This is a genomic window from Streptomyces sp. NPDC054840 (assembly GCF_053611065.1).
Genome location: NZ_JBSGZP010000466.1, coordinates 1 through 5,969, shown reverse-complemented (window position 1 = coordinate 5,969; position 5,969 = coordinate 1). Strand labels below are relative to the sequence as shown.

The 5,969-nt window shown below is 71.2% G+C and carries 5 protein-coding genes and 1 pseudogene; 5 read left to right on the top strand and 1 reads right to left on the bottom strand.

Features of this window, described 5'->3' with window-relative positions; genetic code table 11:
* Nucleotides 1-110: 110 nt before the first annotated feature.
* Complete coding sequence (locus ACWGIU_RS27035; RefSeq protein WP_453709979.1) at nt 111-1,265, bottom strand: alpha/beta fold hydrolase; 1,155 nt, start codon at nt 1,263-1,265, stop codon at nt 111-113.
* Nucleotides 1,266-1,675: 410 nt separating this feature from the next.
* Here ACWGIU_RS27035 and ACWGIU_RS27030 point away from each other — a divergent pair, with 410 nt between their 5' ends.
* The 5 genes and pseudogenes from ACWGIU_RS27030 to ACWGIU_RS27010 form a co-directional block, all read left to right on the top strand.
* A complete protein-coding gene (locus ACWGIU_RS27030; protein ID WP_008742356.1) occupies nt 1,676-1,984 on the top strand; it encodes a hypothetical protein in 309 nt (102 codons plus the stop codon).
* Nucleotides 1,985-2,086: 102 nt separating this feature from the next.
* Nucleotides 2,087-2,920, top strand: a complete 834-nt coding sequence (locus ACWGIU_RS27025; protein WP_453709977.1) for a hypothetical protein — start codon at nt 2,087-2,089, stop codon at nt 2,918-2,920.
* A complete protein-coding gene (locus tag ACWGIU_RS27020) occupies nt 2,910-4,235 on the top strand; it encodes a hypothetical protein (protein WP_453709976.1) in 1,326 nt (441 codons plus the stop codon). The genes ACWGIU_RS27025 and ACWGIU_RS27020 overlap by 11 nt, the downstream gene beginning before the upstream one ends.
* Nucleotides 4,232-5,794 carry an SCO6880 family protein gene (locus tag ACWGIU_RS27015; protein WP_453709974.1) on the top strand — a complete coding sequence of 521 codons (1,563 nt, stop codon included), beginning with the start codon at nt 4,232-4,234 and terminating at the stop codon, nt 5,792-5,794. Before ACWGIU_RS27020 ends, ACWGIU_RS27015 begins: the two co-directional genes overlap by 4 nt.
* Before the next feature lie 19 nt (nt 5,795-5,813).
* Nucleotides 5,814-5,969: pseudogene (locus tag ACWGIU_RS27010) on the top strand (ATP-binding protein); the annotation flags it as partial.

Here is a 5,969-nt window from a genome sequence, read left to right as displayed (position 1 = left end):
GCCCCCCCCGCCCCCCCCCCCCGGGGTCTGGGGCGAAGCCCCGGCAACGGCGCCACACCCACCCCGCCCCGCCCCCCGACCCCGGCACCCGCACCCGCACCCGCACACCCTCACACCCGCGCCAAAAACCCCCGCACGGCGGCGTAGAACCCCTCCGGGTCCCCGACACGCACCGAATGCCCCGCCGGCAGCTCCACCAACCGCACCCCCGCCCTCCGCACCGTCATCTCCCGCGCGTGCTCCGCCGACAGCACACCGCTGCGATCCCCCCGCACCAGCAGCGTCAGCTTCCGCACCCCCAGCCAGTCCGCCCAGTGGTCTCCGTTCAGCTCCCGCTGGGACTCCACCATGTCCTCCACCTCGAACGCGGTTCCCCACCCGTCCGGATACTCCTGCAAGGACCCCTCCAGGTGCGGCGCCGCGCTCCCCACCCCCGCCAGGAACCCGGCCCGGGTCGCGGCCCGTCCCGGCCACTCCCGCGCGAACGACAGGTCACCGTCGACCACCGCCCCGATGTCCTCGACCACCACCGCCCGCACCAGATCCGGCCGCCGCGCCGCGAGCTGATAAGCATTGACCCCGCCCAGCGAGTGCCCCAGTACCACCGCCGGCCCCAGCCCCAGCTGCTCCAGCAGCGCGGCCACATCCGCCACGTACCCGTCCCGCGTGTACGCCGCGGCCCGGTCGGACCTGCCGTGCCCCCGCTGGTCCAGGGCGATCACCCGCCACGCCGGACCCACCTCCTGGGCCAGCCGCCCGAAGGCCGTCGCCCCCGCCTCGAAATGCCCGTGCAACGCCAGCAGCGGCGCCCCCGGACCCCCGAAGTCCGTATAGGCGAGCCGCCGCCCGTCCTGCGTCACCATCGCCCCCGGCAAGGGCCCCAGCTTGTCGATGACCCGCTGCCGCAGCAGCTGGTACTCCTCCCACCGCCTGCGCAACCGCCCGGGCGGCCGCTTCACGACCCGCCCCGGCGTGACCGCCTCCCCCCGCCGGAACTGCTCCCGCGTCAGATCGATCCGCACGCCCCCGGGCAGCAGGTTCCACCAGTGGTAGCCCTCCTGCCGGCCGTCGTGGAACACCTCGCCCAGCAGCAGGTCCCCACCCACGAGGTCCTGCACCACGAGGGCCGTGATGTCACAGTGCCCCCACCCCGGATTCTCCGGAGTCCAGGGGATCTTCGTGATGTCGGAGGGCTCGCAGGTCTCGGCCGACCATCCCGCCCGGATGGCCGCCTCGATGTCCGAGAGAGTCCAAGGAGTCGTCATGCTCCCCAGCCTGCCGCACCCCACTGACAACCCCGCCGACAACCTCACCGCCACGCTCCCGCGCACCGATGAAACGACCGGAAGAGGATCGGACACATGTCGGCGGGCCGGCCCAACGACACGCCACGCCACTGCTCCGAACGGCGGCCCGTCACCCCACCCCCCGTACGCCGAGACGGCAATCACTGCCCGGCGTCACCCCCCGTGATACACAGAGTGACCGCATGTTCTCGCGCGTACACGCCGCCCCTGCCCAGGTCAGAGCGCGGAAGCGGAGCGCGAGCCGCGAGATCGGGTAAAGAGAGCCGTCAAGTCGACGACGGCGGCGGTTTCATCAGCGAAGATAGTGCGTAACCCCTGCCGTCGGGCAAGGGTCTTCCGGAACTACCCATACAGGGGCGGTGAGTTACATGATCCTGGCAGCCGAAAAGGGCGACATCACCACCATCATCGGCGGAATCGCCCCGAACTGGGGGCCTTTCGGCAGTCTCGGCAACGAAGCGAAGGTCATGATCGAGGTGGTCATGGCCGTCGCGATCCTGCTCTGCCTGGGCATCGCCATCTGGGGGGCCGCCAAACAGCGCATCGGCGCCACCGCGCTGCGCGACACGTTCAGCGCGGAACAAGGCAAGGGCCTGATCGTGGCCGGGCTGACCGGAGTCTTCATCATCGGCTCCCTCGGGACGCTGTTCACGATCGTCTACGGGATGGCCGTCTAGCCGGGTCGCGCGCCGGGCCCCGTAGCCGATGACGCATCACCACACCACATCCACGCGGGAACCAGCGCTACCGTCGTACGACGCGGAGGGGGCGGACAGGGAATGAGCAACGACGACCAGTACGGCGGCGCAGGCGGCTACGGCGAGGTCGGCGGCACCGGCCAGACCCGCACCCGCCTCCCGGACACCCCGGCCGACCCGTACGGCCCCACCCGCCGCACCCCGCGCACCTCCCGCAGCCTCATCACCGTGGTCGGCGTGGTGGTCCTCCTGATCGCCGCCATCGCCTTCGCCAACTCGGGCCCGGACACCCCGTCGGACCCGGCCTCGGACAAACCCCCGACGGACGCCTCCACGGCAGCCACGGGCACGAACCCGGTGACGGGCAAATCCGCAGGCATCCCCAAGGGCTTCGCCCACGACGAGCAGGGCGCGCAGTCCGCCGCCGCCAATTTCGCGGTGGCGCTCGGCTCTGACGGCATGTTCAATACCGCGCGCAGACACGCCATCGTGGACACCGTCTCCGACGACAGCACACGGGCGAAACTGCAGGCAGGGTTCGACGCCGACTACTCGGCCGGCCTGCTCTCCCAGATCGGCCTGACCAAGGACGGTCTCGCCCCGGCGGGCTCCACATTCGTCAACCGGACCGTCCCCGCCGGAACCAAGGTCAAGAACTTCGCCGGCGAGACCGCCACCGTCGATGTGTGGTGCGTCGGAATGTTCGGCCTGACCGGTGAAAAGTCCATCCGCCCTGTGACCAGCGGATGGTTCACCCTCTCCGTCTCCATGAAGTGGAACGGCTCCGACTGGAAGGTCGTCGAGACCGCTCAGAAGGACGGCCCCACCCCGGTCACCGGTGACAACGCCGTGTCCGGATCCGGCGAGATCAGCACCGCGGTCACCGAATTCGGAGGGTTCACCTATGCCCGGTAGCCCCAGGCGCGCGGCCCTCGGCATCAGCGCTACGGCAGCAGTCGTCCAGATCCCGGTCGTCCTGTTCGCAACCCGCGCGGCAGCGGCCCCGGACCCGACTCCCCCGGCGCCGACCGCAACCAATGACCCCTGTGCGCTGATCGCGGGGCCAGCCCGCGAGTACTGCGAGCGCGGCAACGGCGGCACCACCGGCGGAGCCCCCGGTCTCGCCCCCACCGACCCGGCCGACGCCCTCAACCCCCTCGCCTCCCTCGCCCGCGGCTGCGCCGACGCCGCCTCCTGGATCGTCACCAAGCTCAGCGAAGCGGTGAAGGGCTCGGCCGAGGTCGACTTCACCAACCCCGCCTTCCTCAAGCAGTACTCCGTCGTCTTCGCCGCCTCCACCATCCTCACCCTCGTCCTCTGGCTCTTCGCCGTCGCCAAGCGAGCCGTCCGCGGCGTCCCCCTCACCACCGCCATGTCCGAAGCCGTCGGCTTCCTCTGGCTCACCGTCCTCGCCTCCGCCTTCACCCCCCTCATCCTCTACACCGTCGTCTCCGCCACCGACGGCGTCACCGAGGTCATCGCCTCCGCCACCGGCGGCCAGACCGACGTCTTCTTCGGCTCCTTCTCCGAAGCCCTCAAAAAGGGCGACGACATCGGCGGCGGCCCGATCATGCTGATCGTCGTCGCGCTCGTCACCGTCCTCGCCGCCGGCGTGCTCTACCTGGAGCTGTTCATCCGGGCCGCCCTCCTCTACGTCGGCGCCCTCCTCGGCGTCGTCGTCTACTCCGGACTCGTCGACCGCAACCTCTGGGGCCACGTCCGCCGCTGGGCCGGCATCATGATCGCCGTCATCCTCGTCAAGCCGGTCATCGTCATCGTCCTCGGCCTCGCCGGCGCCCTGACCGGAGAAAAGGGCCCCAACGCCTTCTCCGCCGTCGTCACCGGCCTCGCGATCATCCTCCTCGCGATCTTCGCCTCCGCGATGATCTACCGCTTCGTCCCCGGCTTCGGCGACGAGATCGCCTCCGCCCGCGCGGGCCGCAGCAAGGCAACCGACGGCGCCCAGGCGGCCGCCGTCATCAGCTCCCCCGCCTCCCTCGTCTCGCAGGGCATCAGAACCCACAGCAGCCGCGGCGCCCACCGCGGCGACGGCGGCAGCGGCGGCGGCAACAACGCGCCCCGCCCCGCCAACCCCCTCTCCGGAGGCGTGGCCGCCCACAGCAGCCGACCCACCTCCGGCGGCGGGGCCGGCGGCGGATCCGTCCCCTCCGCCGCACCCCCGCCCCGCACGAGCTCGAGCACGAGGAACACAGGAGGTGACGGGCGTTGACGACCCAGTCCCACCAGATGCACCCGGTCGCGCCCCGCCGCACGTATCTCATCGGCCGCGCCCGGCCGAACGCGATCGTCGGCAAGAACCGCGAGACCGGCGAGATCGCCCTGATCATCGCCGGGGCGTTCTTCGGCATGATGAGCGGACTGCTCGTCCCCCACCTCACCCTGCGCATCGTCAGCCTCGCCGGCTTCCCCATGATCGCGCTCGCCGCCGTGTACGTCCCCTACAAGGGCCGCACCTTCTACCGCTGGTTCGAGATCAGCCGCAGCTACAAGCGGACCCTGCGCCGCGGCACGACCTACCGCTCGGGCGCCATGGAAGCCGGCATCCGCGGCTCCGACGGCCGCGAGGTCGAGGTCGGCCCGCCCCCCGGCATCGGCCGCATCAACTGGCTCGCCGCCCCCTTCGGCCCCGACGAGATCGCCGTCCTCCTGCACGCCGACCGCCGCACCGTCACCGCCGCCATCGAGATCGAGGGCCCCGGCGTCGGCCTGCGCGACAGCGAGGACCAGGAGGCCCTCGTCGACCGCTTCGGCACCCTCCTCAAGCACGTGGCCAACGGCGACGGCTTCGTCACCCGCCTCCAGATGCTCGCCCGCACCCTCCCCGCCGACCCCGACGCGCACGCCAAGGACGTGGCCCAGCGCGGCGACACCCAGGCACCCGGCTGGCTCCGCGAGTCCTACGACCAGCTCCAGTCGATGGTCTCCACCTCCTCCGAGCAGCACCGCGCGTACCTCGTCGCCTGCATGCACTACACGCGCGACCTCGCCGCCGAGGCCAACGCCATCGCCCGCGCCGGCACCCCCCACAAGGGCCGCAAGCTCGACCGCGACGCCGGCCTCGCCATCGTCATGGCCCGCGAGCTCACCGACATCTGCGCCCGCCTCGCCGAGGCCGACATCCGCGTCCGTCAGCCCCTCGGCCAGGGCCGCCTCTCCTCCCTCGTGCACTCCATGTACGACCCCGACCACCCCATCGACCACATCCAGGCCATGACCAAGCGCAACGCCTGGCCCGCCGAGCTCGATGCCGTGGAGCCCACCTTCCTCCAGGCCAAGACCCGCGAATCCTCCACCCGCGCCCCCTGGTGCCACGCCACCGCCTGGGTCAAGGAGTGGCCGATGACGCCCGTGGGCGTCAACTTCCTCGCCCCGCTGCTCGTCCACACTCCGGACGTGATCCGTACCGTCGCCGTCACCATGGACCTGGAGCCCACCGAGGTCGCCATCGAGCGCATGCTCACCGAGAAGACCAACGACGAGGCCGATGCCTCCCGCGCCGCCAAGATGAACCGGACCGTGGACCCCCGCGACATCGCCGCGCACGGCCGACTCGACCAAAGAGGTGAAGATCTCGCCAGTGGTGCGGCAGGAGTCAACCTCGTCGGGTACATCACGGTGTCGTCGCGTTCACCGGAGGCCCTCGCCCGCGACAAGCGGACGATCCGCGCCTCCGCCGGCAAGTCCTACCTGAAGCTGGAATGGTGCGACCGCGAGCACCACCGCGCCTTCGTCAACACCTTGCCGTTCGCCACCGGCATCCGACGCTAGCTGGAGGGAAGTGCCGCCCATGCGAGATCCCATGTCCGCCCTGACGGACGCCTTCACCAGCTTCCTCTTCGGCAAAGTCGAAACCACGCGCCTGCCCGTCCGCACCTCCACCGGGCAGGCGCAAGCCGTCTACCTGCCCACCGCCGCCCCCGGACTCGGCGACTCCGGCGTCATC